The sequence below is a fragment of the Comamonas faecalis genome (assembly GCF_039538025.1).
GTDB classification, from domain to species: domain Bacteria; phylum Pseudomonadota; class Gammaproteobacteria; order Burkholderiales; family Burkholderiaceae_C; genus Comamonas_C; species Comamonas_C faecalis.
Window position 1 is genome coordinate 1 of sequence record NZ_BAABBP010000042.1, and the last position, 25,153, is coordinate 25,153.

Here is a 25,153-nt window from a genome sequence, read left to right on the forward strand (position 1 = left end):
GGCGACAACGTGTCGATCACCGTCAAGCTGATCGCCCCCATCGCCATGGAAGAAGGCCTGCGCTTTGCCATCCGCGAGGGCGGCCGTACCGTCGGCGCCGGCGTGGTGGCAAAGATCATCGAGTAATCGAATTTAGGGGTATAGCTCAATTGGCAGAGCGTCGGTCTCCAAAACCGAAGGTTGTAGGTTCGATTCCTACTGCCCCTGCCACTTTTTAGTGGTTTGAACAGCCCGCCAGCCTTGGCGGGCTTTGGTGTCTTGATTGGGCACGGAAATATTCGGAATTATGGCTACATCGCAGGTTGAAACAGTCGTCACCGGCGCTGACAAGGTGAAATTTTCCCTTGCCATTGCGCTGCTGGTGGGGGCGATCGTCGGTTTTTATTATCTTGGAGCGCGTGGCCCGCTGGTGCAGTGGTCGGTACTGTTGGTGGGGCTGTTGGCTGCAGTGGCGGTTTTCCTGGTGTCGGATCAGGGTCGTCAGCTGATCGGGTTTTCGCGCGATTCCTGGCGTGAAGTTAAGAAGGTCGTCTGGCCCACACGCAAGGAGACCCTGCAGATGACGGGCTATGTCTGTGCGTTTGCTGTGGTGATGGCCTTGTTTCTGTGGTTGTCGGACAAAACCCTGGAGTGGTTGTTCTACGACCTGATCCTGGGTTGGAGGAAGTAATGGTGGATGCTCAACAAGTAAACACGCCGGGTGGACAGGAGCAGGAGGCGGGTTCCGCCATGCAGTGGTACATCGTCCATGCCTATTCGGGGATGGAGAAGGCGGTCGAGCGTAACATCACCGAGCGTATCAACCGCGCGGGCATGAATACCAAGTTTGGCCGCATCCTCGTGCCGACCGAAGAAGTGGTCGAGATGAAGAATGGCCAGCGCAAGACGACCGAGCGCCGTCTGTTCCCAGGCTATGTCTTCGTCGAGATGGTGATGGATGACGATACCTGGCATCTGGTCAAGCACACCAGCAAGGTGACCGGCTTCGTCGGCGGGGCCAAGAACCGCCCGGCGCCGATTTCCGAGGCCGAGGTGCAGAAGATCGTCGAGCAAATGGAACAGGGCACCGACAAGCCGCGCCACAAGGTCGAATTCATGGTGGGTGAGCTGGTGCGCGTCAAGGATGGCCCGTTCACCGATTTCAATGGCTCGGTGGAAGAGGTGAACTACGAGAAGAGCCGCCTGCGTGTGTCCGTCATGATTTTCGGCCGCTCCACCCCCGTCGAACTGGAGTTCGCACAGGTCGAAAAAACCTGAGCATTGGCCCTTGGTGGGCAACGCGCTCTGCGCGATGTTGCAATCGCAAATACAATAATGCGCTTTTCGGCTCGGCGCGGCTTGTCCGAATGAGTCATCAACCCCGGGGAGCCTGCATGCGCACAGCATGGGGCGTTACAACCCGCAAGGAGCTATCCATGGCGAAAAAAATCGTCGGCTTCATCAAGCTGCAAGTGCCAGCTGGTAAGGCCAATCCCTCTCCTCCTATCGGTCCGGCGCTGGGTCAGCGCGGTCTGAATATCATGGAGTTCTGCAAGGCGTTCAATGCGCAGACCCAGGGTGTCGAGCCCGGCCTGCCGCTGCCCGTCGTGATTACGGCGTTTGCAGACAAGAGCTTTACCTTCATCATCAAGACGCCGCCGGCGACCGTGCTGATCAAGAAGGCCATCAAGCTGGACAAGGGCTCTTCCAACGCGAAGGCGGCCAAGGTCGGCAAGATCACCCGCGAGCAGCTGGAAGAGATTGCCAAGACCAAGCTCAAGGACATGAACGCCGCCGACGTGGACGCCGCCGTGCGTACGCTGGCTGGCTCTGCCCGTTCGATGGGCGTGACGGTGGAGGGTCTGTGACATGGCGAAATTGACCAAAAAGCAAAAAGCACTGCAGGGCAAGGTCGAAAGCACCCGCCTGTATCCGTTTGCCGAAGCCGTCGTCCTGGTCAAGGACACGGCGACCGCCAAGTTCGATGAGTCCATCGACGTGGCCGTACAACTGGGCGTCGACGCCAAGAAGTCCGACCAGGTCGTGCGCGGCGCGGTGGTTCTGCCTCATGGCACGGGCAAGACGACCCGCGTGGCCGTGTTTGCGCAAGGCGCCAAGGCCGAAGAGGCCAAGGCTGCTGGTGCCGACATCGTTGGCATGGACGACCTGGCAGCTCAGGTCAAGGCCGGCGACATGCCGTTTGACGTGGTGATCGCCGCTCCCGACGCAATGCGCGTGGTCGGCCAGTTGGGCCAGATCCTGGGCCCGCGCGGCCTGATGCCCAACCCCAAGGTCGGCACCGTGACGCCCGACGTGGCTACCGCGGTGAAAAACGCCAAGGCTGGTCAGGTGCAATTCCGCGTCGACAAGGCCGGCATCATCCACAGCACGATCGGCCGTCGCTCGTTCGACAACGACAAGTTGCAGGGCAACCTGGCAGCGCTGATCGAGGCGCTGAACAAGTCCAAACCCGCAACCAGCAAGGGCCTGTATCTGCGCAAGGTGGCGCTGTCGTCGACGATGGGCCTGGGCGTTCGCGTCGATACCCAATCCATCGCAGTGGCTTGATGGCATGAAATTTGAAGCCTGGCACCTGAATGGGTGCCAGGCTTCAGTGGTGGGCTTGTGAGGATTCATTTTCTTGCCAGGCCATCCAAGACCGTTGGCGAGCCCGCTGGGGGCTCTTAATTCCACAGGTGCCAACGCAGATGGCGATCCCGCTGCCGATGGAAATTTTCCTTCACAGTTGGTCGCTGTAAAACCCAAGAGCGCGCAAAAGGGAGTTTTCCCCGATGCGCATACGAAGGAGTAGACCTTGAGTCTGAATCGCAGTGAGAAAGAAGCGGTCATCAATGAAGTGACCAGCCTCGCCGCTAAAGCTCAAACGCTCGTGATCGCGGAATACCGTGGCATCACGGTCGCCGACATGACCAAACTGCGTTCCGATGCACGCAGCAAGGGTGTGAGCCTGAGTGTTCTGAAGAACACCCTGGCCCGCCGTGCTGTGGCTGGCGGCCAGTTTGACGTGGTGGCAGACCAGATGACCGGCCCCCTGATCTACGGCTTCTCCGAAGACGCTGTGGCCGCCGCCAAGGTGGTGGCCGATTTCGCGAAGACCAACGACAAGCTGGTCATTCGCGGCGGCGCCTTCGCGGGCAAGGCCCTGGACGTGAACGGCGTTAAAGAGCTGGCCAACATCCCTTCCAAGGAAGTGCTGCTGGCCCAGCTGTGTGGCTTGCTGATGTCGCCGATCTCCCGCACCGCCGTGGTGCTGGGCGCGCTGGCGGCGCAAAAAGGCGAAGGCGAGGCGGTTGCCGCCTGAACGGCGCGTACCGCTTGAGCATCAACCAACCAATTGTTTGAGGAAATCAAAATGGCATTCGATAAAGACGCATTTCTGACCGCGCTGGACGGCATGACGGTTCTGGAGCTCAATGACCTGGTCAAGGCCATTGAAGAAAAGTTTGGCGTGAGCGCTGCCGCCATGGCCGCTCCGGCCGCAGGCGGCGCGGGCGCGGGTGGCGCTGCTGCTGCCGAAGAGAAGACCGAGTTCGACGTGGTGCTGACCGAAGCCGGCGCCAACAAGGTGTCGGTCATCAAGGCAGTGCGTGAAATCACCGGTCTGGGCCTGAAGGAAGCCAAGGATCTGGTCGACGGCGCGCCAAAGAACGTCAAGGAAGGCGTGGCCAAGGCCGACGCCGAAGCTGCCGTCAAGAAGCTGGTGGACGCCGGCGCCAAGGCCGAGCTCAAGTAATTGGCTCCGTTTTGATGGGCTGGGGGCCTTAAAAAGGCCTCCAGCCTTTGGTGCTTATGGGTTTGCCCATACCAGAGCGCACCAGAAAGCCGGTTTGGGCCGCTTGCGCGCAACGCGCAGCCCGGCAGCCCAACGCATCGGTTTTCTAGTGTCTTCTGTACCCGTCCGACAACGGAAGACGCCTTGGTCCGGGTGATGTGCAATGCATCGCCGTCCGCCATGGTTGGTAGTGGCCAACCGCCAAGTTGTTGCCTCTCCTGAAGGGGAGGCAGTCGTCGAAGATCACCCATCCATGTCTTTGCCCGGAGATCTCATGGCCCAAACATCCACGTACAGCTATACCGAGCGCAAGCGCATTCGCAAGAGTTTCGGTACTCGCGATAGCGTGCTCAACGTGCCCTACCTGCTGCAGATGCAGCGCGATGCCTATACGGCGTTCCTGCAGGCGCAGACCCCCCCGAAAAAGCGTGTGGTCGAAGGCTTGCAGGCGGCGTTCAACTCGGCGTTTCCGATTGTCTCGCACAACGGCTACGTCGAAATGAAATTCGTCGAGTACAACCTGGCCAAGCCCGCGTTCGACGTGCGCGAGTGCCAGACGCGCGGCCTGACCTTCGCGTCGGCGGTGCGAGCCAAGGTGCAGCTCATCATCTATGACCGTGAGTCCTCGACCAGCCAGAACAAGGTGGTCAAGGAGGTGAAGGAGCAGGAGGTCTACATGGGCGAGGTGCCCCTGATGACCGACAAGGGCTCATTCATCATCAACGGCACCGAGCGCGTCATCGTCAGCCAGTTGCACCGCAGCCCCGGCGTGTTCTTCGAGCACGACAAGGGCAAGACCCACAGCTCGGGCAAGCTGCTGTTCTCGGCACGCATCATCCCCTACCGCGGCTCGTGGCTCGATTTCGAGTTCGACCCCAAGGACATCCTGTTCTTCCGCGTCGACCGCCGCCGCAAGATGCCGGTCACCATCCTGCTCAAGGCCATTGGCCTGAATCCCGAGCAGATCCTGGCGCACTTCTTCGTCAACGACAATTTCCGCCTGATGGATGCGGGCGCGCAGATGGAGTTCGTCGCCGACCGTCTCAAGGGCGAGGTGGCGCGCTTTGACATCACCGACAAGTCGGGCAAAGTCATCGTTGCCAAGGACAAGCGCATCACCGCGCGCCACACGCGCGAGCTCGAGCAATCGGGCACGACGCACATCAGCGTGCCCGAGGATTTCCTGATCGGCCGCGTCGTCGCGCGCAACATCGTCGACGGCGACACCGGCGAGATCATTGCCAAGGCCAACGAGGAGCTGACCGAGGCCTTGCTCAAGAAGCTGCGCACCGCCGGCGTGCAGGAGCTGCAGTGCATTCACACCAACGAGCTGGATCAGGGTGCCTACATCTCGCAGACGCTGCGCATGGACGAGACGGCCGACGAGTTTGCCGCCCGCGTGGCCATCTACCGCATGATGCGCCCCGGCGAGCCGCCGACCGAGGACGCGGTGCAGGCCCTGTTCCAGCGCCTGTTCTACAACCCCGACACCTACGACCTGTCGCGCGTGGGCCGCATGAAGTTCAACGCCAAGATCGGCCGCGATGAGGCGACCGGGCCGATGGTGCTGTCCAACGACGACATCCTGGCCGTGGTCAAGATCCTGGTCGATCTGCGCAACGGCAAGGGCCAGGTCGACGATATCGACCACCTGGGCAACCGGCGCGTGCGCTGCGTGGGCGAGCTGGCTGAAAACCAGTACCGCACTGGCCTGGCGCGTATCGAGAAGGCAGTCAAGGAGCGCCTCGGCCAGGCCGAGAACGACCCGCTGATGCCGCACGACCTGATCAACTCCAAGCCGATCTCGGCGGCGCTCAAGGAGTTCTTCGGTGCCTCGCAGCTGTCGCAGTTCATGGACCAGACCAACCCGCTGGCCGAGATCACGCACAAGCGCCGCGTCTCGGCTCTGGGCCCGGGCGGTCTGACGCGCGAGCGCGCCGGCTTCGAGGTGCGCGACGTGCACGTCACCCACTACGGCCGCGTCTGCCCGATCGAAACGCCGGAAGGCCCGAACATCGGCCTGATCAACTCGCTGGCGTTGTATGCCCGCCTGAACGAGTACGGCTTCATCGAGACGCCATACCGCCGCGTGGTCGATGGCAAGGTGACCGACCAGATCGATTACCTGTCGGCCATCGAGGAGGGCAAGTACATCATTGCCCAGGCCAACGCCACGCTGGACGACGAAGGGCGCCTGACGGGCGACCTGGTGTCGGCGCGCGAGGAGGGCGAGTCGACGCTGGTCAGCGCCGACCGCGTGCAGTACATGGATGTGTCGCCGGCGCAGATCGTATCGGTGGCCGCGTCTCTCGTGCCCTTCCTGGAGCACGACGACGCCAACCGCGCGCTGATGGGCGCCAACATGTCGCGCCAGGCCGTTCCGGTGCTGCGCCCCGAGAAGCCGCTGGTCGGCACCGGCATCGAGCGCGTGGCTGCCGTCGACTCGGGCACCGTGGTGACGGCGCGCCGCGGCGGCGTGGTCGACTACGTCGACGCCACCCGCATCGTGGTGCGCGTGCACGACGCCGAGGCCGTGGCCGGCGAGGTGGGCGTGGACATCTACAACCTCATCAAGTACCAGCGCTCCAACCAGAGTACCAACATCCACCAGCGCCCCATCGTGCAGCGCGGCGACGTGCTGGCCAAGGGTGACGTGATTGCCGACGGCGCCTCGACCGACCTGGGCGAGATCGCGATCGGCCAGAACATGCTGATCGCCTTCATGCCCTGGAACGGCTACAACTTCGAGGACTCGATCCTGATCTCCGAGAAGGTGGTGGCCGACGACCGCTACACCAACGTCCACATCGAGGAACTGGTGGTAATGGCGCGCGACACCAAGCTGGGCGCCGAAGAAATCACGCGCGACATTCCCAATCTGTCCGAGCAGCAACTGAACCGCCTGGACGACTCCGGCATCATCTACGTCGGCGCCGAAGTGCTGCCCGGCGACACGCTGGTCGGCAAGGTCACGCCCAAGGGCGAGACCACGCTGACGCCCGAGGAAAAGCTGCTGCGCGCGATCTTCGGCGAGAAGGCGTCCGACGTGAAGGACACCTCGCTGCGCGTGAGCCAGGGTTCGCAGGGCACGGTGATCGACGTGCAGGTCTTCACCCGCGAAGGCATCCAGCGCGACAAGCGCGCGCAGCAGATCATCGACGATGAATTGAAGCGCTTCCGCCTGGACCTGAACGACCAGCTGCGCATCGTCGAGGCCGACGCCTACGACCGTATCGAGAAGCTGCTCGTCGGTAAGGTGGCCAATGGCGGCCCCAAGAAGCTGGCCAAGGGTACGGCGATCGACAAGGAGTACCTGGACGGAATCGAGAAGTTCCACTGGTTCGACATCCGCCCGGCCGACGACGCGGTCGCCGCGCAGCTCGAATCGATGAAGAACGCGATGGAGGCAACGCGCCACGACTTCGACCTGGCCTTCGAAGAGAAGCGCAAGAAGCTCACCCAGGGCGACGAGCTGCCCGCAGGCGTGCTCAAGATGGTCAAGGTGTATCTCGCCGTCAAGCGCCGCCTGCAGCCGGGCGACAAGATGGCCGGCCGTCACGGCAACAAGGGCGTGGTGTCGAAGATCGTTCCGGTCGAGGACATGCCCTACATGGCCGACGGCACGCCTGCCGACATCGTGCTCAACCCGCTGGGCGTGCCGTCGCGCATGAACATCGGCCAGGTGCTGGAGGTTCACCTGGGCTGGGCCGGCAAGGGCCTGGGCCAGCGCATCGGCGACATGCTGCAGCGCGAGGCCAAGGCGGCAGAGGTGCGCAAGTTCCTCGAAGAAATCTACAACGCGCGCGGCCACAAGGAAGACCTGGCGCAGCTGGACGACGGCGCCTTGCTGGCGATGGCGCAGGAGCTGACCACCGGCGTGCCGTTTGCATCGCCGGTGTTCGACGGCGCGTCGGAGGCCGAGATCAAGGACATGCTCAAGCTGGCCTATCCGGACGACATCGCCCAGGCCAAGGGGCTGACCGATACGCGCACCCAGGCCTATCTGTACGACGGTCGCACCGGCGAGCGCTTCGAGCGCCCGACGACGATTGGCTACATGCACTACCTGAAGCTGCACCACCTGGTCGACGACAAGATGCACGCGCGCTCCACCGGCCCGTACTCGCTGGTCACGCAGCAACCGCTGGGCGGCAAGGCGCAGTTCGGCGGCCAGCGTTTCGGCGAGATGGAAGTGTGGGCGCTGGAGGCCTACGGCGCCGCCTACGTGCTGCAGGAAATGCTCACCGTGAAGTCCGACGACGTGCAGGGCCGTACCAAGGTCTACGAGAGCATCGTCAAGGGCGAGCACGCGATCGAGGCCGGCATGCCCGAGTCGTTCAACGTGCTGGTCAAGGAAATCCGCTCCCTGGGCCTCGACATCGAACTCGAGCGTTCTTAATCTGATAAGGATAGGTTCATATGAAATCGCTACTCGACCTGTTCAAGCAATTCACGCCTGATGAGCATTTCGATGCCATCAAGATCGGCCTGGCGTCGCCCGAGAAGATCCGTTCCTGGTCCTTCGGCGAGGTGAAAAAGCCCGAGACCATCAACTACCGCACCTTCAAGCCCGAGCGCGACGGCCTGTTCTGCGCCAAGATTTTTGGCCCCGTGAAGGACTACGAGTGTCTGTGCGGCAAGTACAAGCGCCTCAAGCACCGCGGCGTGATCTGCGAGAAGTGCGGCGTCGAAGTCACGCAGACCAAGGTGCGCCGCGAGCGCATGGGCCACATCGACCTGGCCGCGCCCTGCGCGCACATCTGGTTCCTCAAGTCGCTGCCGTCGCGTCTGGGCCTGGTGCTCGACATGACGCTGCGCGACATCGAGCGCGTGCTGTATTTCGAGGCCTATGTCGTGACCGACCCGGGCATGACGCCGCTCAAGAAGTTCTCGATCATGAGCGAGGACGAGTACGACAAGCAGCGCGCCGAGCACGCCGACGAGTTCGAGGCCAAGATGGGCGCCGAAGGCGTCAAGGATTTGCTCGAAGGCATAGACCTGGACATCGAGATCGAGCGCCTGCGCGGCGACCTGACCGGCTCCGAAGTCAAGGTCAAGAAGAACGCCAAGCGCCTGAAGGTGCTCGAAGCGTTCAAGAAGTCGGGCATCAAGCCCGAGTGGATGATCATGGAAGTGCTGCCGGTGCTGCCGCCGGATCTGCGTCCGCTGGTGCCGCTCGATGGTGGCCGCTTTGCCACGTCCGACCTGAACGACCTGTACCGCCGCGTGATCAACCGCAACTCGCGCCTGCGCCGCCTGCTCGAGCTCAAGGCGCCCGAGATCATCGCGCGCAACGAAAAGCGCATGCTGCAGGAGGCTGTCGACAGCCTGCTGGACAACGGCCGCCGCGGCAAGGCGATGACGGGCGCCAACAAGCGCGCGCTCAAGTCGCTGGCCGACATGATCAAGGGCAAGGGCGGGCGCTTCCGTCAGAACCTGCTGGGCAAGCGCGTCGACTACTCGGGCCGCTCGGTCATCACCGTGGGCCCGCAGCTCAAGCTGCACCAGTGCGGCCTGCCCAAGCTGATGGCGCTCGAACTCTTCAAGCCCTTCATCTTCTCGCGCCTGGAGGCCATGGGCATCGCCACGACCATCAAGGCCGCGAAGAAAGAGGTCGAGGCCGGCACGCCCGTGGTGTGGGACATCCTGGAAGAGGTGATCCGCGAGCACCCGGTGATGCTCAACCGCGCGCCGACGCTGCACCGCCTGGGCATCCAGGCGTTCGAGCCCATCCTGATCGAGGGCAAGGCCATTCAGCTGCACCCGCTGGTCTGCGCTGCGTTCAACGCCGACTTCGACGGTGACCAGATGGCCGTGCACGTGCCGCTGTCGGTGGAGGCGCAGCTGGAAGCGCGCACGCTGATGCTGGCTTCCAACAACGTGCTGTTCCCGGCTTCGGGCGAGCCGTCCATCGTGCCGTCGCAGGACGTGGTGCTGGGCCTGTACCACGCCACGCGCGAGCGCATCAACGGCAAGGGCGAGGGCATGATCTTCGCCGACCTGGCCGAGGTGCAGCGCGCGCTGGACGCTGGCGAGACCGAGCTGACCACCAAGATCAGCGTGCGCCTGAAGGAGTGGAGCCGCGACGCCCAGGGCGAGTGGCAGCCGGTGGTGAACCTGGTCGACACCACCGTGGGCCGCGCGCTGCTGTCCGAGATCCTGCCCAAGGGCCTGGCGTTCAGCAACCTGAACAAGGCGCTGAAGAAGAAGGAAATCTCGCGCCTGATCAACGCGTCGTTCCGCCAGTGCGGCCTGAAGGAAACCGTGGTGTTTGCCGACAAGCTGCTGCAAAACGGCTTCCGCCTGGCCACGCACGCCGGCATCTCGATCGCCATCGACGACATGCTGGTGCCGCCGCAAAAGGCCGAAATCCTGGGCCGTGCCGAGGCCGAGGTCAAGGAGATCGAGCAGCAGTACGTCTCGGGCCTGGTGACGTCCGGTGAGCGCTACAACAAGGTGGTCGACATCTGGGGCAAGGCCGGCGACGAGGTCTCCAAGGTCATGATGGCCCAGCTGGCCAAGGAAAAGACCATCGACCGCCACGGCAACGAGGTGGATCAGGAGTCGTTCAACTCCATCTACATGATGGCCGACTCGGGCGCCCGTGGTAGCGCGGCGCAGATCCGCCAGCTGGCCGGCATGCGCGGCCTGATGGCCAAGCCCGACGGCTCCATCATCGAGACGCCGATCACGGCCAACTTCCGTGAAGGCCTGAACGTTCTGCAGTACTTCATCTCCACGCACGGCGCCCGCAAGGGCCTGGCCGACACGGCGCTGAAGACGGCCAACTCCGGCTATCTGACGCGCCGCCTGGTCGACGTGACGCAGGATCTGGTCGTGACCGAAGAAGACTGCGGCACCTCCAACGGTGCGCTGATGCGCGCCGTGGTCGAGGGCGGCGAGGTCATCGAGTCGCTGCGCGAGCGCATCCTGGGCCGCGTCGCGGCCGAGGACGTGCTGCATCCCGAGACGCGCGCCGTCGTCGTGGCCGCGGGCACGCTGCTCAACGAAGACGTGATCGACACTCTGGAGGCGGCGGGCGTCGACGAGGTCAAGGTGCGCACCGCGCTGACCTGCGAGACGCGCTTCGGCCTGTGCTGCAACTGCTATGGCCGCGACCTGGGCCGAGGCGGCCTGATCAACCTCGGCGAGGCCGTGGGCGTGATCGCCGCCCAGTCCATCGGCGAGCCCGGCACGCAGCTGACCATGCGCACCTTCCACATCGGTGGTGCGGCGTCGCGCGCGGCGGTGGCGTCCAGCGTCGAGGCCAAGAGCAACGGCATCATCGGCTTCAACGCCACGATGCGCTACGTGACCAACACCCGCGGCGAGCTGGTGGTGATCGCGCGTTCGGGCGAGATCGTCATCCAGGACGAGCACGGCCGCGAGCGCGAGCGCCACAAGGTGCCCTACGGCGCCACGCTGACCATCAAGGCCGACCAGCAGGTCAAGGCCGGCACCATCCTGGCGAACTGGGACCCGTTGACGCGCCCCATCATCACCGAGTACGCAGGCCAGGTGAAGTTCGAGAACATCGAAGAAGGCCTGACGGTTGCCAAGCAGGTGGACGACGTCACCGGCCTGTCCACGCTGGTGGTGATCGACCCCAAGCGCCGCGGCTCGGCCAAGGTGGTGCGTCCGCTGGTCAAGCTGATCGACGCCGAGGGCAAGGAAGTCAAGATCCCCGGCACCGACCATGCGGTGGCCATCGGCTTCCAGGTCGGCGCGCTGATCCAGGTGCGCGACGGCCAGGACGTCGGTCCCGGCGAGGTGCTGGCGCGCATCCCGGTCGAAGGCCAGAAGACGCGTGACATCACCGGCGGTCTGCCGCGTGTGGCAGAGCTGTTCGAGGCCCGCTCTCCGAAGGACAAGGGCATGCTGGCCGAGATGACCGGCACGATCTCGTTCGGCAAGGAGACCAAGGGCAAGGTGCGTCTGCAGATCACCGACCCGGACGGCCATGTCTGGGACGAACTGGTGCCCAAGGAAAAGAACATGCTGGTGCACGAGGGCCAGGTGGTCAACAAGGGCGAGCTGGTCGTCGACGGCCCGGCCGATCCACAGGACATCCTGCGCCTGCTGGGCATCGAGGAACTCGCGCGCTACATCGTTGACGAGGTGCAGGACGTCTACCGCCTGCAGGGCGTGAAGATCAACGACAAACACATCGAGGTGATCGTGCGCCAGATGCTGCGCCGCGTCGTGGTCGAGAACCCGGGCGAGACGACCTACATCCAGGGCGAGCAGGTCGAGCGCTCAGAGATCCTCAACACCAACGAGGCGATGCTCAAGGAAGGCAAGATCCCGGCGACCTACTCCAACGTGTTGCTGGGCATCACCAAGGCGTCGCTGTCGACCGACTCGTTCATCTCGGCCGCGTCCTTCCAGGAAACGACCCGCGTGCTGACCGAGGCGGCCATCATGGGCAAGCGCGACGAGCTGCGTGGCCTCAAGGAGAACGTCATCGTCGGCCGCCTGATCCCGGCGGGCACGGGTCTGGCCTACCACCAGGCACGCAAGGCCAAGGACGCCATGGACGAGGCCGAGCGTCACGCCATCGCCGAGGCCGAGGCCGCCGAGCTGGCCGAGGCCGAGCAGACGTCCGACGCAGCCTCCGACGACGCGCCGCTGGGTATTTGACCGCGATGCCGTTGCCAGCGCCCGTACCGGGCGCTGGCCCACGACCCTCCCGCCCCGCCGACAGGCAGGGCGGGATTTTTTTGCGCACAAAAATCCCGGTGCGCGCAGGCCGCGCGAGAGGATGGGCACCCGGATTTGCATCGACAATGGCGGGCGTGACCACCTTGACCAGCGCGCTTCTCATCACCTTGTTGCTGCTGTGGGCCGTTGGTGCCTACAACCGCCTGGTGCGGCTGCGCGCCGCCGCGCTGCAGGCTTTTGGCGGCATGGACGCCTTCGTGCAGCAATATCTTGCGCAGCTGGAAGATCCCCATGCGCTGCCGCCGGCGCCGCTGGCGGCCAGCCACGACTACCGGGCGTTACAGGCGGCGACGGTGCAGCTGCACGCGTCGCTGCAGGTGCTGCGCGCTCGCCCGCTTGAGCGCGATGCAGCGTCCGCAGTCGCCGCCGGCCTGCAGGCGCTGGACGCGGCCTGGGCCGCGTGGTCGGCGCGCATTGCGCAGCTGGACGACGCGCAGTGGCAGAACCTGGAGCACGAAGTGCGCCCCTGGCTGCAGCGCTGCATGCAGCAACAGGCGCTGGCCAGCATGTCGCGTCAGCAGTTCAACCAGGCGGTGGCGCAGTACAACCAGTCCATTACCCAGTTCCCGGCCAGCGTGCTGGCCTGGCTGTTCGGCATGAAGCGGGGGCAGGCGCTGTGAGCGTGCAACCATCGTCTCGACCGTCGTACGCCGCAGCACGCGAGTCGGCGCCGGCTGCGGGCGACCACGCGGGCCACGCGCCGGCGCTGTGGCGCCTGCTGCAGGCCAGCGCCGCCGCGCTGCAGGCGGTGCGCGCGGGGCAGTCGACCACGCGGGTGCTGGAGCACACCGACGCGCCGCTGCGCCCGGGCGTGCGGGCCCTGTTGTTTCAGACCCTGCGCCAGCTCGGCCGCGCGCAGGCGCTGCGCACGCAACTGGCGCAGCGCGCGCCGGCACCCGCGGTCGACGCACTGCTGTGCACCGCGCTGGCGCTGGTGTGGGATGCGCAGGCCGCGCCCTATCCGCCGCACACCCTGGTCAGCCAGGCGGTCGAGGCGGCCAAGCGCAGCCCGGCCATGCGCGGGCAGTCGGGCTTCGTCAACGCCTGCCTGCGCCGCTTTCTGCGCGACGGCGCGGCCCTGGTGCAGGCCACCGACGCCGACCCGGTGGCGCGCTGGAACCACCCCGCCTGGTGGATCGAGCGCCTGCGCAGCGACTGGCCGCAGCAATGGCAGGACATTCTGCGTGCCAACAACGCCCAGCCGCCGATGGTGTTGCGCGTGGCCGTGCACCGCGGCACACAGCAGCGGTATTTGCAGCGCCTGCAGGACGCGGGCATCGCGGCCGACGCAGTAGGAAGCTCGGGTGTTGCGCTGCACCGCCCGCTGCCGGTCACGCAGCTGCCGGGCTGGAACGAGGGCGTGGTCAGCGTGCAGGACGGCGCGGCCCAGCTTGCCGCGCCGCTGCTGCTGCAGGGGCTGGACGCGCAGCGCCCGCTGCGCCTGCTGGACGCCTGCGCCGCCCCGGGCGGCAAGACGGCGCATCTGCTGGAATGCGCTGTGGCGCAGGGCGCGCCCTGGCATGTGACGGCGCTGGAGGTCGACCCCCAGCGCGCGCGGCGCATCGACCAGACGCTGCAGCGCCTGGGCCTGCTCGACCCGGCCCGGGCGCAGGTGTTGGTGGCCGACGCCGGGCAGCCCCGGCAGTGGTTTCCGCAGGCGGGTAACCAGCTATTCGACGCCATCCTGCTGGATGCGCCGTGCACCGCATCGGGCATCGTGCGCCGCCACCCCGACGTGCGCTGGCTGCGCCGCGAGTCCGACATCGCCCAGCTGGCCGCTCAGCAGGAGCGGCTGCTGGAGGCGCTGTGGCCCCTGCTGGCTCCCGGCGGGCGGTTGCTGTACTGCACCTGCTCGGTGTTTCGCAGCGAGGGCAGTGACCAGGTGCAGGCGTTTGTTGCGCGCCACACGGACGCGCGCATGCTGCCATCGCCCGGGCATTTGTTGCCCCGAAGCGGGCCGGCGGACGCGGGCGTCCCGGACAATGGTGCGGGTGAGCACGACGGTTTCTTCTATGCACTGCTGCACAAGGGCTGACACGCACGTGCGGCCCTTGCTGCCCGGCCTGCGCCGCGCCGCCGCGGCGCTGGTGTGCGCGGTGCTGCTGCTGTGTGCAGGCGCGTCGGCGCTGGCGCAGACCCATGGCGAGGTTGTGCAACTGCAACTGCGCCGCGATGCCCACGGCTTGTACCTGGACGCTGCGCTGCAGCTGCAATTGCCCGACCTGGTCAAGGATGCGCTGGCCAAGGGCATTGCGATGCACTTCATTGCCGATGCCCAGGTGGTGCACAAGCGCTGGTACTGGTCCGACAAGGTGCTGGCGCATGCCACGCGCCACCTGCGCCTGAGCTACCAGCCGCTGACGCGGCGCTGGCGGCTGATGCAGTCGACGCAGCCGCTGCCCGCCGGCGGCCTGGGTATGGCGCTGGGGCAGGGCTTTGACGACCTGTCCGAGGCGGTGGACGCGATGCAGCGCATCGCGCGCTGGAAGATCGCCGACGCCGATGAGCTGGACGGCGCGCAGGATGGCGAGGTGCGTTTCCAGTTCAGCCTGGACATGTCGCAGCTGCCGCGGCTGATGCACATCAGCGCCGTGGGCCGATCGCGCTGGAACGTGCAGCTGGCGCAGGTGCAGCCGCTGCCCCCTTTGGCGGAGCCGGCGCCGCTGTCGCAAGACGGGCTGGCGGGGGAGCCGGCCGCTCCCACTGTCGAGGAGCTGCCCGTGCAAGGCGAGGCGCAGCCGTGACGGCGCAAGACGCGCGGCGCGCCGCGGGCTCGGCACGCCGCGCCGCGGTGCGCGCGCGCAGCGTGCGCTGGGCCGTGGGCATGGGGCTGGCGCTGATGTGCGCCATCGCCGTCGTGCTGATGTTTCTGCTGACGCTGGCGACCAACAATCGAGCCATCTACGAGCGCAACTTCCTGTGGCTGCTGGGCGTCAATGCGCTGGTGGCCCTGGTGCTGCTGGCGGCGCTGACTTGGGGCGCTCTGCGGCTGGCGGTGCGCCTGAAGCGCGGGCGCTTCGGCAGCCGGCTGCTGGTCAAGCTGGCGGCCATTTTTGCGCTGGTCGGCGTCGTCCCCGGCGTGCTGGTCTACGTCGTGTCCTACCAGTTCGTCTCGCGCTCGATCGAGAGCTGGTTCGACGTCAAGGTCGAGGGGGCGCTGGGCGCCGGCGTGAACCTGGCGCGTGTCACGCTCGACACCATCGCCAGCGATCTGGCCAACCAGACGCGCACCGCCAGCAGCCAGCTGGCGCAGGTGCCCGATGCGGCGGCGGGCCTGGTGCTCGAACGCATGCGCGACCAGTTGGGCGCGACCGACATGGTGCTGTGGAGCGCCAGTGGCCAGCCGCTGGCAAGCGCCGGGCAGTCGCGCTTCACGCTCAACCCGCAGCGCCCCAGCATGCAGCAGCTGCGCCAGGCGCGCGAGCAGCGCATCACTTACCAGATCGAGGGGTTGGACGATGTGGCCGACCCCGCAGCCGCCGACAACGCCCGGGTGCGCGCGCTGGTGGAGGTGCCCAGCTCCGGCGTGGGGCTGCTCGGCCAGCCGCGGCTGGTCGAGGCCACGCTGCCGCTGCCCCCGGTGCTGGTGGGCAACGCGATTGCGGTGCAGGAAGCCAACCGTGAATACCAGGAGCGGGCGCTGGCTCGTGCCGGCCTGCGCCGCATGTACATCGGCACGCTCACGCTCAGCCTCTTTCTGGCGGTGTTTGCCGCGGTGCTGCTTGCCGTCGTGCTGGGCAACCAGCTGGTGCGCCCGCTGCTTCTGCTGGCCGAGGGCGTGCGCGAGGTCGCGCTGGGCAACCTCTCGCCCAAGGCGGTGGTGCACAGCCGCGACGAGCTGGGCGGGCTGACGCGGGCGTTTGCGTCGATGACGCAACAGCTGGCCGACGCGCGCTCGGCCGCCGAGCACAGCATGGCGCAGCTCGACACCGCGCGCGCCGGCCTGCAGACCATCCTGGACAACCTGAGCGCAGGCGTCATCGTGCTCGATGCGCAGGGCGCCATCGTCTCGTGCAACCCTGGCGCCACGCGCATCCTGCGCGCACCCGTAGCCGCCTATCGGGGCAGTGCGTTGTCGCAGATGCCGGGCATGCAGGCCTTCGCCCAGGAAGTGGCGCAGCAGTTCGACGCGCTGCTGGCCGAGCGTGACCACCACGGCCCCGACCACTGGCAACAGCCCTTCGAGCTGCATGGCGCCGGCGGCGGCGTGGCCGCGCAGGGCACCAGTGTGCTGGCGCGCGGCGCGCCGCTGGGCGACGGCACGCTGCTGCTGGTGTTCGACGACATCTCCGAAATCATCTCCGCGCAGCGCACCCAGGCCTGGGGCGAGGTGGCGCGCCGTCTGGCGCACGAAATCAAGAATCCGCTCACACCCATCCAGTTGTCGGCCGAGCGCCTGGCGCTCAAGCTGCAGGGCAAGCTGGCGCCCGCCGAGCAGGCCATCCTGGACAAATCGGTCAAGACCATCGTCGACCAGGTCGATGCGATGAAGCGCCTGGTCAATGAATTTCGCGACTACGCGCGCCTGCCCGCGGCCCAGCTGCTGCCGCTGGATTTGAACGCGCTGGTGGGCGACGTGCTGCAGCTGTATGGCACAGAAAACGCCGCGGTGCCGGTGCATGCCGAGCTTGACGCCCAGTGCCCGCCCATCCTGGGCGACGCCCAGCAACTGCGCCAGGTGGTGCACAACCTGCTGCAGAACGCGCAGGACGCGACGGCCCAGCGAGCGGGACAGGACGGCGCCGCCGCGGTGCAGATCGCCACGCGCTGGAACCCGGCGACGCGGCGCGTGCAGCTGACCATCAGCGACCAGGGAACGGGTTTTCCGGAGCAGATACTGCAGCGCGCGTTCGAGCCCTATGTCACGACCAAGCCCAAGGGCACCGGCCTGGGCCTGGCCGTGGTCAAGAAAATTGCCGACGAACACGGTGCGCGCATCGATTTGGTCAACCGGATCGAGGACGGGCAGGTGAAGGGGGCGCAAGTGTCGCTATCATTTGCACCTCAAGAGGCAGGGGGAATGTGATTTGACAATGGAAAGCCGGCGACGCACCGGCGCATAGCAATACATGGCAAATATCTTGGTTGTGGACGACGAACTGGGTATCCGGGATCTGTTGTCCGAAATTCTCAACGACGAGGGCCACACCGTGGACCTTGCCGAAAATGCCATGCAGGCTCGCGCGGCACGCCAGAGTCACCACTATGACTTGGTACTGCTGGACATCTGGATGCCCGACACCGACGGCGTCTCGCTGCTCAAGGAATGGGCGACGGCTGGCCAGCTCACCATGCCGGTGATCATGATGAGCGGCCACGCGACGATCGACACCGCCGTCGAGGCCACGCGCATCGGCGCGCAGTCCTTTCTGGAAAAACCCATCACGCTGCAAAAACTGCTCAAGGCCGTCGAGCAGGGCCTGGCACGCAGCGCCGCACACGACGCCAAGACGGCACCGCGTGGCGCGGCAGGAGGCGCACCGGGCGTGCCAGCCGTGCCAGGTGACGCGCTGCAGGGCGCCGCTCCTGCCGGTATCGACGTGGCGCTCGACGATGGTCCGCAGTCGCACCAGGACTTCGACCTGGATCGGCCGCTGCGCGAAGCGCGCGACGCGTTCGAGAAGGCCTACTTCGAATTCCACCTGGTTCGCGAAGGCGGGTCGATGACGCGCGTGGCCGAGAAAACCGGCCTGGAGCGCACCCACCTGTACCGCAAGCTGCGCCAGTTGGGCGTGGAACTGGGGCGCAAGCGCAACGGCTGAATTTGCCGCCCTTTCCCGGAAAGCCCCTTTTTCCTTATATAATTTCAAATTCTGGCCCGGTAGCTCAGTCGGTAGAGCAGAGGATTGAAAATCCTTGTGTCGGCGGTTCGATTCCGTCCCAGGCCACCACTATTCAAAAAACCAACCACTCTCGGTTGGTTTTTTTTCGCCCGTTTTCCCCAGTGTTGGCGCGGATTCCGGGCATGGCCTCGCGAGCGCCACCCCTCCAACTCCTGCGTTTTCACCCTCGCCGACGCCTCTCTGCTCTCGGTTTTCTCTGGTGGTCTCGCGAGCGTTCTTGAGGCCACTCCCAGTGCTGGCGCGGGTTTGCGGGCGACTGGTTGTGCTTGGCGACTCCTGTAGCGGTGGCGACCGAGCACGAAGCGGGCGCAAAAAAACCGCCCGTAGGCGGTTGCTGGTGCTGGGCTCGGCGTGGTCAGGTGGGTGGCGCGAGCAGCCGCATCTGGTCACCCCATCCGTTGGGCCAGGGGCGGCGCATCACCTTCTCCAGCACCGCGTGGGGCGAGCCCGCCAGCCGTTCCACGACCTCGGGGGCCAACAGGGTCAGCCGCATGACCCGGCGCACCTGCGTCACGTCCATGCCCTCGGCCTCGGCGATCTCGGCCACCGATGTCGCCCGCTGCTCGTCCAGCAGGCGTTGCCAATGGTGTGCCAGCCCGAGCGCCCGCATCAGCGCGGTGTCCTGCGTCGTCGCCCGCACTTCGCGCACCCGGGTGGCCTCGGACAGGAATTCCTGCGGTGCGTCCAACGGCGTGATCACCTGTTTTTTCAACCCCCGTTTCACCAGCGTCCAGGGCACGAAGGTCTCCAGCCGCACGCCGCCTGCCGGTGTCGGAAGCTCGTGGGTGATGGGGCGTCCGGTCTGCTTTCCGTAGTGCTTCTTTGACATGACGCCTCCTACCTGAATCGCTCAAGCAGCTGGCGCTGCTCACACCAGAGGGCCGGAATGTCGTTGCGCATCAGCCACAACAGCGTGAGTCGCCGTGGCTGGCAACCCAGCATCAACTGCTCGACGATGTCCGGAGCAAGTCGTGCCAGCCGCAGCAAGCGGCCAACCGTCGTCGGCATCAAGTCTTCGAGCCGGGCGATTTCGACTACGTTCTTGAAGACCCCCGAGTCGAGCAGGGAGTGCCAGTACGTTGCGCGAGCGACCGCCTCAATGATGCGGACGTCGTGCGCGGATTCCCTTCCGTCGACCAGCAGTTTTCCTTTCTTGCGCTTGAACTGTAGGGGCACGAAGGTTTCCAGTGTGTCGTCCATCAGGCCTCGACCTCCACCAGTTCTACGCCGATCCCTCTCGGGGCGAATTCACCGATCAGGGCGTCCCACCCCAGTTCCCGCCACTTCACCTTGATACCCTGCACCTCGCCGACGTGGACGAGGTCGATGCGCTCGATCATCAGGTTGGCGATGCGATGGCGCTCGACCGGGAACAACTGATCCCACACGTCGTTGAGCCGTCCCATCGCCATCACCGTGGTGGCTTCATCGACCTGTCCGCCGTTGCGCTGGATGTGGCGCACCACCGATGCGATGGATTCTGGGCTGGTCAGCACCGTGCGGATTTGGGCCACCACTGCCGCCTCAATCTCCGGTGCAGGCAGGCGTTCGTAGCTCTTGCCCGGTGCCCCGAACCGGCTTTCCGACTTGGACACGTAGTAGTGGTACTTGCGCCCGTTCTTGCGTGAGTAGGTTGGGTACATCCGTTCGCCCGAGGGCGCGTACAGCAGGCCACGCAGCAAGGCGTCGGTGCGCGACCGGATCTTGGTTTCCACCGACCGGGCGTGCCCATCCCTGGCCAGCACCGCGTGAACCTTGTCCCACAGTTCCCGGTCGATGATCGGCAGGTGAGCGCCGGAGTACCAGTTCCCCTTGTGCGACAACTCGCCCAGGTAGATGCGGTTGCGCAGCAGCTTGTGCAGGTACTTTTTGTCGATGCGCGTGCCGTTGCGGGTCTGGCCCTCCTGCGTCGTCCAGGCCTTGGTTGTGATGCCGTCGGCGGTGAGATTGACGGCGATCTGGGTCGGAGAGCCGATGGTCAGCATCTCCTCGAAGATACGGCGCACCACAGCCGCCTCCGCCTCGTTGATGACCAGGAGGCGGTTGTCGACGTCGTAGCCCAGGGGCGGGACACCGCCCATCCACATCCCCTTGCGTTTGGCGGCGGCGATCTTGTCGCGGATGCGCTCGCCAGTGACCTCGCGCTCAAACTGGGCAAAGGACAGCAGGACGTTGAGCATCAGCCGACCCATCGAGGTGGTGGTATTGAACTGCTGGGTGACTGACACGAAGGACACCTCGTGGCGCTCGAACACTTCGACCATCTTGGAGAAGTCGGCCAAGCTGCGCGTCAGGCGGTCGATCTTGTAGACCACGACGATGTCAATCTGGCCGCGCTCAATGTCCGCCATCAGACGTTTCAGCCCGGGCCGATCCGTGTTGCCGCCTGAGAAGCCAGGGTCGTCGTAGTCGTCGGCCACCGGAATCCAACCCTCGGATCGCTGGCTGGCGACGTAGGCGTGGCCCGCCTCCTTTTGGGCGTCGATGGAGTTGAACTCCTGGTCAAGCCGTTCATCCGAGGACACCCGACAGTAGACGGCGCAGCGCTTGCGAGCCTTGGTGCTGGCGATCTCGCTCATCGGGCACCTCCCTTGCTCAGGCCAAAGAACAGCGGCCCCGACCAGTGCGCGCCGGTGATGTGGCGGGCCACCGCCGTCAGGCTCTTGAAGTTGCGCCCCTGGTACTCGAACAGCCCCTCGGCGGTGACCGTCACCCGGTGCTCGCGCTCGCCCCATTCGCGCAGCAGGATCGTGCCCGGCGCGAAATCGAACTCGCGCGGCTTGGCCCGCAGCTTGATCTTGGAGTGTTTTGCGCCGATGGCTTCTAGGCGCTGCTTGGTCTCGGGCGCAAGGCCACCGAAGGCCTCCTCCTGCAGCTTGTAGGCGATCCGGGACTCGACGTGCGTGCGGTTGGGGTAGTCCGGGCGGCGCGGGAAATACCGATCCCATACGGTCCAAAGCTCGGACATCGGCAGGCAGGCCAGCTCCGCGATACGTGCGGCGACGGAAGCTTGTTTCTCGTTCATCACAACTTCTCCTCTTGATAGGGGGTTGTATGAACGCGCTGGTCGGGCAGGAAGCCAAGGCCTCCCCTTGTCGAATTGGCTCTCTGTTTTGGCTCATCCGCAGCAAGGGTGCGGACGATGGCAGCCGCAAGGATGGCGGCGATTTCGCCAGCACGGGCGCTGGCGCTCATCTCCGTGGGAGATGCGAGTTCGATGTTCTTCATGACGGCTCCGAGGAATTGCAACCGTCAGAAATAGTGAGCCTGATCGTCCGAAGCGGATGGCAATTCCGGGTAATCGGCGGCAAAAACTTTCGCGTTAACTAAACAGTTGACAGGCGGAACTTCTCGCAGTACGCTCCAGGCATTAACTAATCACGCAACTAGGAAACGACCATGCCTTTCGGAGCCTTCATTCGCAAAAAGCGCGAAGAGAAGAACATCCAGATGAACGAGTTCGCGCGTCAGCTTGAGATTTCGCCTGCCTACTGGTCCCGCATCGAACGCGATATGGAAAAACCGCCCAAGGACGAGCTGATCCGCAAGGCAGCAGAGATCTTGGGCATCGACCCGGACGACGCCTTTGTCGAAGCCAGTCGCCTGCCGCCGGATATGCGTGAGGATGTGGGCAACGTGGTGCGGATGTACCGCCGGGAAGTCACGGAGAAAAAGTGAATGCCGGTTCTGACCCTCGACTACCGGCATTGCGACCGCAAGCGCCCCAAATTCATCAAGCACGTTGAGATCGAAGCCATCGCAGCACTCGCCCGCCAGCAACTGGTGGGAAGCGGTGTTGATGCCATTGCCTTCGACACGCTGCGCCAGATCGACCGTTTGAAGATCAACGGTATCGACTTCGCGCTCGAGGTCAGCACTGATTGCGAGGTGCATGACGAGGATGGCAACCACGTTTTCGGCATCTGCGAGTATGACCCCTACGCACCAGACACCGCGATGGTGTGCGTGTCGCCCGTCGGCGAAAAACTCAGTGAGCTGCTGGCTCTGAGCACGCTGGCACATGAACTCGGCCACGCTGTGTTCGATGCCCCAGGCTGGATCATGGACGGCGGCAAAGGCCCAGGACTGTTCGATGCCCTGGAGCCAGTCGTGCAGCGCGCCTACCGCACCACCACGCCGGACAGCGAGCACTTGGCAAAAGTACCTACAGCCCCATCAGCAGCAATGGCGACGGAAGTGCATTTTGCCGAGCTGCGTGCCAACGAATTCATGGGCTCGCTGCTGGTGCCGCGCAAGCTCTTGAGCACGGCAGCTGAGGAGCTGGCATCGGAATACAACGTCAGCATTCATCGTGGCCCGTCGCTTGATCCGGAGATTCCCGGCACCAGCATGCAACTCGCCGCCAGCGACGCCGCCGACATGGAATTGCTGCAACGTGCGCTGGCCCTGCGTTTTGGCGTCAATCCACGCTTTGTGCAGGTGCGCCTGCAACGCTACGGCCTGATCCGCCCGGAGAACGCCGTGCGCTGATCATCACCATCCCATCCGCGCCGACCTCGCGTCGGCATTTTTTGAATCTCGCAGTTAACAACTCGCGCAATCGCGCACTTTACGAAGGAGTCTGCCTATGCCTACCGGTCACACCACCACCGCCCAGCAGGAGAAAGCGGTCAACCCGAAGTCGTCACCGAAGCGGGCGCGCGAGCAACGGTCAGATGATGGCCCTGCCATCCTGCCCGGAATGGAGCATTTCGTCGATCTGCTGCGCAAGGTCAAGCGTCCGGCGCTGGTGGTGCGCCTGCTTGAACTGGCCAGCGGCGATGCGTTGCCGGAACTTCAGGCATTGGCCGATGCCTCGAAAGGAAAACTGCCGGTCGAATCCCGTCAGGCATTTTTCCACTGCGTGGCCAAACTGGATGCTGCCATCCGCCTGCGCCTCGAGGATGCCGTCGAACGAGTGATCCTGCTCAGCGATGACTACGGCGCTCAAGCTGTTCAGGCGGTGCTCGACGCCAGGCGCGAAGACGATGCCACCGTGCTCGCAATGCCCAGCGACCGCCATAGCCGCGCATTGCACCTCTATCTCCTGCAGGAGTTTCCCGAGGCTGGAGCACGCCGCGAAGCGCGCTTCGATCACGCGGAGCACGAACAGGTGATGCACCGCCAGTGGAAAAGCGAGCACTTCTCCAGCCACTACCTTGGCCCCAAGGGCGTGGAGCCGAAAAATGGCGATGACATCCAGGAAGCACTTCGCACACGGATTGCAGAGCTGTTCCCGCATGTGCCGAAAGAGCAAATCCTGATCGAGCAGTTTGTGCGGTGCGGCTTGTCCCACGCACAGCGCGATGACGATGAAGATGCCGACGACGAGCCGCTGACACAGCTGCACACGCTGTGCGCAACCTTCAATGGTTCTACGGCGCATTACCGGCAGGTGGAAGACGGCCAAGTGGTCGACCACGAGGAACCAGCTGCCATGTCGGCACGCTTTTCCTGGGAACCGGCAACCGGGGCGCTGACAGTGTTCTGCGAAGACCGGGAAAAGCGCCGGGAGCTTGCCACCATCTTCCGCGACGTGGCGCTGGCGCACGAGGGCGCGATTGACGACATGCCGATGCGTCAATTCGATCTGCTCGGGTTCTCGACCTCGGCCATGCTCAAGCGGCTGGAGCAGGATCGCATCGCGGACATCGAGCGCATCGACATTCTTCAGATCAAGGTGGCCAAGCCCTTTGAACAGTTGCTCGAGCTTGGCGGCAAGACCGTCGCTCGGCAGCTGGCGAGCAAGATGGAGATCACCCGCGATCGGCGTGACAGCCGCAACGTCTATCAGGTCGCCTACGAGGATTACAGCGCCGAAGATCTGAGCCAGTACGCACTGGTACAGGTGAAGCTGGTGATGCGCATGGCGACACAGCCCCACCGCAAGGCGCACAACGTCGCCGTCCAGATCACAGCCCCCAACGGCCTGAACGACAAGAGTAAGACCGAGGACGACCGCAAGCGCGTACTGGAGCAGTTGATTCGCCTCGGCGTCTTGAGCGAATTCTGAGGGAGCGTCGACGATGTCATTGCATCTACGCTTCTTCACCGCCATCGACAGGCTGTCGAGCCTGGATACACCAGTGCTGGCCACAACGTTCGGACGTGACCGTTCTCAGCTCCTGCAGCGGGGCTGGATCACCGACGAGGGTCATCTCACGCATGTCATGGCCCCGTTCCTCGACTCTGAATGCGAGGTCGAGATCGAGGCCGATCCCGATGCGGGCTGCTACCGCTATCGCAGTCCGCTGGATGGGCGCACTGTGGTGCAGCCCTTGAACGAGATCGCACTGTGCGGTATCCAGATCGAACGATGGCTGACCGATCTGGCACGCATGGTGGGCATCGAAGATCGGCGACGTGCCAGCCGCCCATGCCTCACGCCACAGCATCTCTGGCATCTCGGCGACCTGCGCGTCGCCGGGACGCATGATTTTGCCCCGGTGTTTGTTGGGCGCGCGTGGGCACGTGCGCCAGCCGTCAATACATCTTCTGTTCTGGCTGATCCTGCATGGTCACGCGGCGGTGTGATTTTGCAGGCCCGCCAAGTTCAGGCAGATCTGCCCCGTGATCATGTGATCCGGGCGCTCGATGAGTTCGTTCGCCTGGACGATGGGCAGGATGTTTTCGATGCAAGCGCATTCGACCGCGTGCTGCGCGGCTACGTCACGCCCAGCGGTGAGTCCGTGAACCGCCCCGGGTTTCAAGGAGGCTGATTGGTTTAAGTTGACACCTCTGTCGAGGTGTTGCTGACGGCGAGTTGCCGCCAGTAGTTTGCCTCAGCTTCTGCGGGAGGGATGCCCCCAATCGGCGT

Annotated in this window: 23 protein-coding genes and 2 tRNA genes; 20 read left to right on the forward strand and 5 right to left on the reverse strand. The window is 64.8% G+C overall.

The genetic code is table 11. The annotated features are described in order from the left end of the window. From ABD767_RS16000 to ABD767_RS16075, 16 genes are all read left to right on the forward strand, one after another. Positions 1-126: EF-Tu C-terminal domain-related protein (locus tag ABD767_RS16000; RefSeq protein WP_076887029.1), on the forward strand; the 126-nt coding region annotated here is incomplete at its 5' end. A gap of 8 nt (positions 127-134) precedes the next feature. Beyond that, positions 135-210, forward strand: a tRNA-Trp gene (locus ABD767_RS16005). A 76-nt stretch (positions 211-286) separates the two neighbouring features. Continuing rightward, positions 287-670: a preprotein translocase subunit SecE gene (gene secE, locus ABD767_RS16010; RefSeq protein WP_103044573.1), complete on the forward strand. Its 384-nt coding sequence runs from the start codon at positions 287-289 to the stop codon at positions 668-670. 59 nt (positions 671-729) lie between these two features. Beyond that, positions 730-1,257 carry a transcription termination/antitermination protein NusG gene (gene nusG / locus ABD767_RS16015; protein WP_425549935.1) on the forward strand — a complete coding sequence of 176 codons (528 nt, stop codon included), beginning with the start codon at positions 730-732 and terminating at the stop codon, positions 1,255-1,257. Positions 1,258-1,415: 158 nt separating this feature from the next. Beyond that, a complete protein-coding gene (rplK, locus tag ABD767_RS16020) occupies positions 1,416-1,847 on the forward strand; it encodes a 50S ribosomal protein L11 (protein WP_103044571.1) in 432 nt (143 codons plus the stop codon). A 1-nt stretch (position 1,848) separates the two neighbouring features. Beyond that, positions 1,849-2,547 (forward strand): 50S ribosomal protein L1, encoded by a 699-nt coding sequence (gene rplA / locus ABD767_RS16025; RefSeq protein WP_103044570.1) that lies wholly within the window; start codon positions 1,849-1,851, stop codon positions 2,545-2,547. 247 nt (positions 2,548-2,794) lie between these two features. Further along, on the forward strand, positions 2,795-3,301 hold the full coding sequence (rplJ, locus tag ABD767_RS16030; protein ID WP_103044569.1) for a 50S ribosomal protein L10: 507 nt from the start codon (positions 2,795-2,797) through the stop codon (positions 3,299-3,301). Positions 3,302-3,352: 51 nt separating this feature from the next. Further along, on the forward strand, positions 3,353-3,733 hold the full coding sequence (gene rplL, locus ABD767_RS16035; RefSeq protein WP_103044578.1) for a 50S ribosomal protein L7/L12: 381 nt from the start codon (positions 3,353-3,355) through the stop codon (positions 3,731-3,733). A gap of 313 nt (positions 3,734-4,046) precedes the next feature. Continuing rightward, the gene (gene rpoB / locus ABD767_RS16040; RefSeq protein WP_103044568.1) at positions 4,047-8,171 is read left to right on the forward strand and encodes a DNA-directed RNA polymerase subunit beta; all 4,125 of its coding nucleotides are present in this window, start codon (positions 4,047-4,049) and stop codon (positions 8,169-8,171) included. A gap of 20 nt (positions 8,172-8,191) precedes the next feature. After that, on the forward strand, positions 8,192-12,412 hold the full coding sequence (gene rpoC, locus ABD767_RS16045; RefSeq protein ID WP_103044567.1) for a DNA-directed RNA polymerase subunit beta': 4,221 nt from the start codon (positions 8,192-8,194) through the stop codon (positions 12,410-12,412). Between the two features lie 146 nt (positions 12,413-12,558). Then, a complete protein-coding gene (locus tag ABD767_RS16050) occupies positions 12,559-13,113 on the forward strand; it encodes a LemA family protein (RefSeq protein ID WP_344869940.1) in 555 nt (184 codons plus the stop codon). Positions 13,114-13,115: 2 nt separating this feature from the next. Beyond that, positions 13,116-14,528, forward strand: a complete 1,413-nt coding sequence (gene rsmB, locus ABD767_RS16055) for a 16S rRNA (cytosine(967)-C(5))-methyltransferase RsmB (protein WP_103044576.1) — start codon at positions 13,116-13,118, stop codon at positions 14,526-14,528. A 7-nt stretch (positions 14,529-14,535) separates the two neighbouring features. Then, a complete protein-coding gene (locus ABD767_RS16060; protein ID WP_344869941.1) occupies positions 14,536-15,237 on the forward strand; it encodes a DUF4390 domain-containing protein in 702 nt (233 codons plus the stop codon). Beyond that, on the forward strand, positions 15,234-17,519 hold the full coding sequence (locus ABD767_RS16065) for a sensor histidine kinase (RefSeq protein ID WP_344869942.1): 2,286 nt from the start codon (positions 15,234-15,236) through the stop codon (positions 17,517-17,519). The genes ABD767_RS16060 and ABD767_RS16065 overlap by 4 nt, the downstream gene beginning before the upstream one ends. A gap of 43 nt (positions 17,520-17,562) precedes the next feature. Beyond that, a complete protein-coding gene (locus tag ABD767_RS16070) occupies positions 17,563-18,255 on the forward strand; it encodes a response regulator (protein WP_103044565.1) in 693 nt (230 codons plus the stop codon). 53 nt (positions 18,256-18,308) lie between these two features. Next, positions 18,309-18,384 (forward strand) — tRNA-Phe (locus tag ABD767_RS16075). A 307-nt stretch (positions 18,385-18,691) separates the two neighbouring features. Here ABD767_RS16075 and ABD767_RS16080 read toward each other — a convergent pair. Genes ABD767_RS16080 through ABD767_RS16100 form a run of 5 tightly spaced genes read right to left on the reverse strand, consistent with a single transcriptional unit; the run spans position 18,692 to position 21,564 of the window. Beyond that, positions 18,692-19,165 (reverse strand): hypothetical protein, encoded by a 474-nt coding sequence (locus ABD767_RS16080; RefSeq protein WP_344869943.1) that lies wholly within the window; start codon positions 19,163-19,165, stop codon positions 18,692-18,694. A gap of 8 nt (positions 19,166-19,173) precedes the next feature. Next, positions 19,174-19,536, reverse strand: coding sequence for a site-specific recombinase resolvase (locus ABD767_RS16085; RefSeq protein WP_344869944.1), 363 nt, complete (start codon positions 19,534-19,536; stop codon positions 19,174-19,176). Continuing rightward, a complete protein-coding gene (locus tag ABD767_RS16090; protein WP_344869945.1) occupies positions 19,536-20,915 on the reverse strand; it encodes a recombinase family protein in 1,380 nt (459 codons plus the stop codon). The genes ABD767_RS16085 and ABD767_RS16090 overlap by 1 nt, the downstream gene beginning before the upstream one ends. Beyond that, positions 20,912-21,361 carry a DUF2924 domain-containing protein gene (locus ABD767_RS16095; RefSeq protein WP_049246955.1) on the reverse strand — a complete coding sequence of 150 codons (450 nt, stop codon included), beginning with the start codon at positions 21,359-21,361 and terminating at the stop codon, positions 20,912-20,914. The genes ABD767_RS16090 and ABD767_RS16095 overlap by 4 nt, the downstream gene beginning before the upstream one ends. Further along, the gene (locus tag ABD767_RS16100; RefSeq protein WP_054482422.1) at positions 21,361-21,564 is read right to left on the reverse strand and encodes a hypothetical protein; all 204 of its coding nucleotides are present in this window, start codon (positions 21,562-21,564) and stop codon (positions 21,361-21,363) included. Before ABD767_RS16100 ends, ABD767_RS16095 begins: the two co-directional genes overlap by 1 nt. 171 nt (positions 21,565-21,735) lie before the next feature. Between ABD767_RS16100 and ABD767_RS16105 the strand changes: the two genes are divergently transcribed. The 4 genes from ABD767_RS16105 to ABD767_RS16120 all read left to right on the forward strand — a co-directional run bounded on the left by ABD767_RS16105 (position 21,736) and on the right by ABD767_RS16120 (position 25,055). Further along, positions 21,736-22,014: a helix-turn-helix domain-containing protein gene (locus tag ABD767_RS16105; RefSeq protein ID WP_049246960.1), complete on the forward strand. Its 279-nt coding sequence runs from the start codon at positions 21,736-21,738 to the stop codon at positions 22,012-22,014. Beyond that, positions 22,015-22,827: an ImmA/IrrE family metallo-endopeptidase gene (locus ABD767_RS16110; protein ID WP_182265970.1), complete on the forward strand. Its 813-nt coding sequence runs from the start codon at positions 22,015-22,017 to the stop codon at positions 22,825-22,827. A 97-nt stretch (positions 22,828-22,924) separates the two neighbouring features. Beyond that, a complete protein-coding gene (locus ABD767_RS16115; RefSeq protein ID WP_045785211.1) occupies positions 22,925-24,349 on the forward strand; it encodes a hypothetical protein in 1,425 nt (474 codons plus the stop codon). A 13-nt stretch (positions 24,350-24,362) separates the two neighbouring features. After that, the gene (locus ABD767_RS16120) at positions 24,363-25,055 is read left to right on the forward strand and encodes a hypothetical protein (protein WP_344869946.1); all 693 of its coding nucleotides are present in this window, start codon (positions 24,363-24,365) and stop codon (positions 25,053-25,055) included. The last annotated feature ends 98 nt before the right edge of the window (positions 25,056-25,153 follow it).

Coding starts and splice junctions, on each gene's coding strand:
- secE (WP_103044573.1), top strand. CDS start 287: ATGGCTACATCGCAGGTTGAAACAGTCGTCACCGGCGCTGACAAGGTG.
- nusG (WP_425549935.1), top strand. CDS start 730: ATGCAGTGGTACATCGTCCATGCCTATTCGGGGATGGAGAAGGCGGTC.
- rplK (WP_103044571.1), top strand. CDS start 1,416: ATGGCGAAAAAAATCGTCGGCTTCATCAAGCTGCAAGTGCCAGCTGGT.
- rplA (WP_103044570.1), top strand. CDS start 1,849: ATGGCGAAATTGACCAAAAAGCAAAAAGCACTGCAGGGCAAGGTCGAA.
- rplL (WP_103044578.1), top strand. CDS start 3,353: ATGGCATTCGATAAAGACGCATTTCTGACCGCGCTGGACGGCATGACG.
- rpoB (WP_103044568.1), top strand. CDS start 4,047: ATGGCCCAAACATCCACGTACAGCTATACCGAGCGCAAGCGCATTCGC.
- rpoC (WP_103044567.1), top strand. CDS start 8,192: ATGAAATCGCTACTCGACCTGTTCAAGCAATTCACGCCTGATGAGCAT.
- ABD767_RS16050 (WP_344869940.1), top strand. CDS start 12,559: ATGGCGGGCGTGACCACCTTGACCAGCGCGCTTCTCATCACCTTGTTG.
- ABD767_RS16070 (WP_103044565.1), top strand. CDS start 17,563: ATGGCAAATATCTTGGTTGTGGACGACGAACTGGGTATCCGGGATCTG.
- ABD767_RS16080 (WP_344869943.1), bottom strand. CDS start 19,165: ATGTCAAAGAAGCACTACGGAAAGCAGACCGGACGCCCCATCACCCAC.
- ABD767_RS16085 (WP_344869944.1), bottom strand. CDS start 19,536: ATGGACGACACACTGGAAACCTTCGTGCCCCTACAGTTCAAGCGCAAG.
- ABD767_RS16090 (WP_344869945.1), bottom strand. CDS start 20,915: ATGAGCGAGATCGCCAGCACCAAGGCTCGCAAGCGCTGCGCCGTCTAC.
- ABD767_RS16095 (WP_049246955.1), bottom strand. CDS start 21,361: ATGAACGAGAAACAAGCTTCCGTCGCCGCACGTATCGCGGAGCTGGCC.
- ABD767_RS16100 (WP_054482422.1), bottom strand. CDS start 21,564: ATGAAGAACATCGAACTCGCATCTCCCACGGAGATGAGCGCCAGCGCC.
- ABD767_RS16105 (WP_049246960.1), top strand. CDS start 21,736: ATGCCTTTCGGAGCCTTCATTCGCAAAAAGCGCGAAGAGAAGAACATC.
- ABD767_RS16110 (WP_182265970.1), top strand. CDS start 22,015: ATGCCGGTTCTGACCCTCGACTACCGGCATTGCGACCGCAAGCGCCCC.
- ABD767_RS16115 (WP_045785211.1), top strand. CDS start 22,925: ATGCCTACCGGTCACACCACCACCGCCCAGCAGGAGAAAGCGGTCAAC.
- ABD767_RS16120 (WP_344869946.1), top strand. CDS start 24,363: ATGTCATTGCATCTACGCTTCTTCACCGCCATCGACAGGCTGTCGAGC.